The organism is Novosphingobium sp. 11B (assembly GCF_054589055.1).
Map to the genome: position 1 here is coordinate 1 of NZ_BAAILP010000341.1, position 245 is coordinate 245.

1 protein-coding gene is annotated in these 245 nt (G+C 62.0%); it reads left to right on the plus strand.

Translation table 11 applies throughout. The features are described from left to right. The coding region (locus tag ACYPYD_RS28220) for an IS30 family transposase (protein WP_459667095.1) at nt 1–245 on the plus strand (245 nt) is incomplete at both ends.

The following is a 245-nucleotide window of genomic DNA, read 5'->3' on the forward strand; positions in this document are numbered from 1 at the left end:
ATGCCGTCTCGATCAGCGAACGCCCCGCCTCTGTCGAGGACCGCGCCATTCCCGGTCACTGGGAAGGCGATCTGATCGGAGGCACGAAGAACAGCTACATCGCGACGCTGGTCGAACGGCATTCGCGCTATGTGATGCTGGTCAAGGTCGCCAACAAGGACACAAGGAGCGTCGTGTCGGCGCTGATCAGGCAGACGCAGCGCCTGCCGCGCGAACTCTACAAGTCACTTACCTGGGATCGCGGT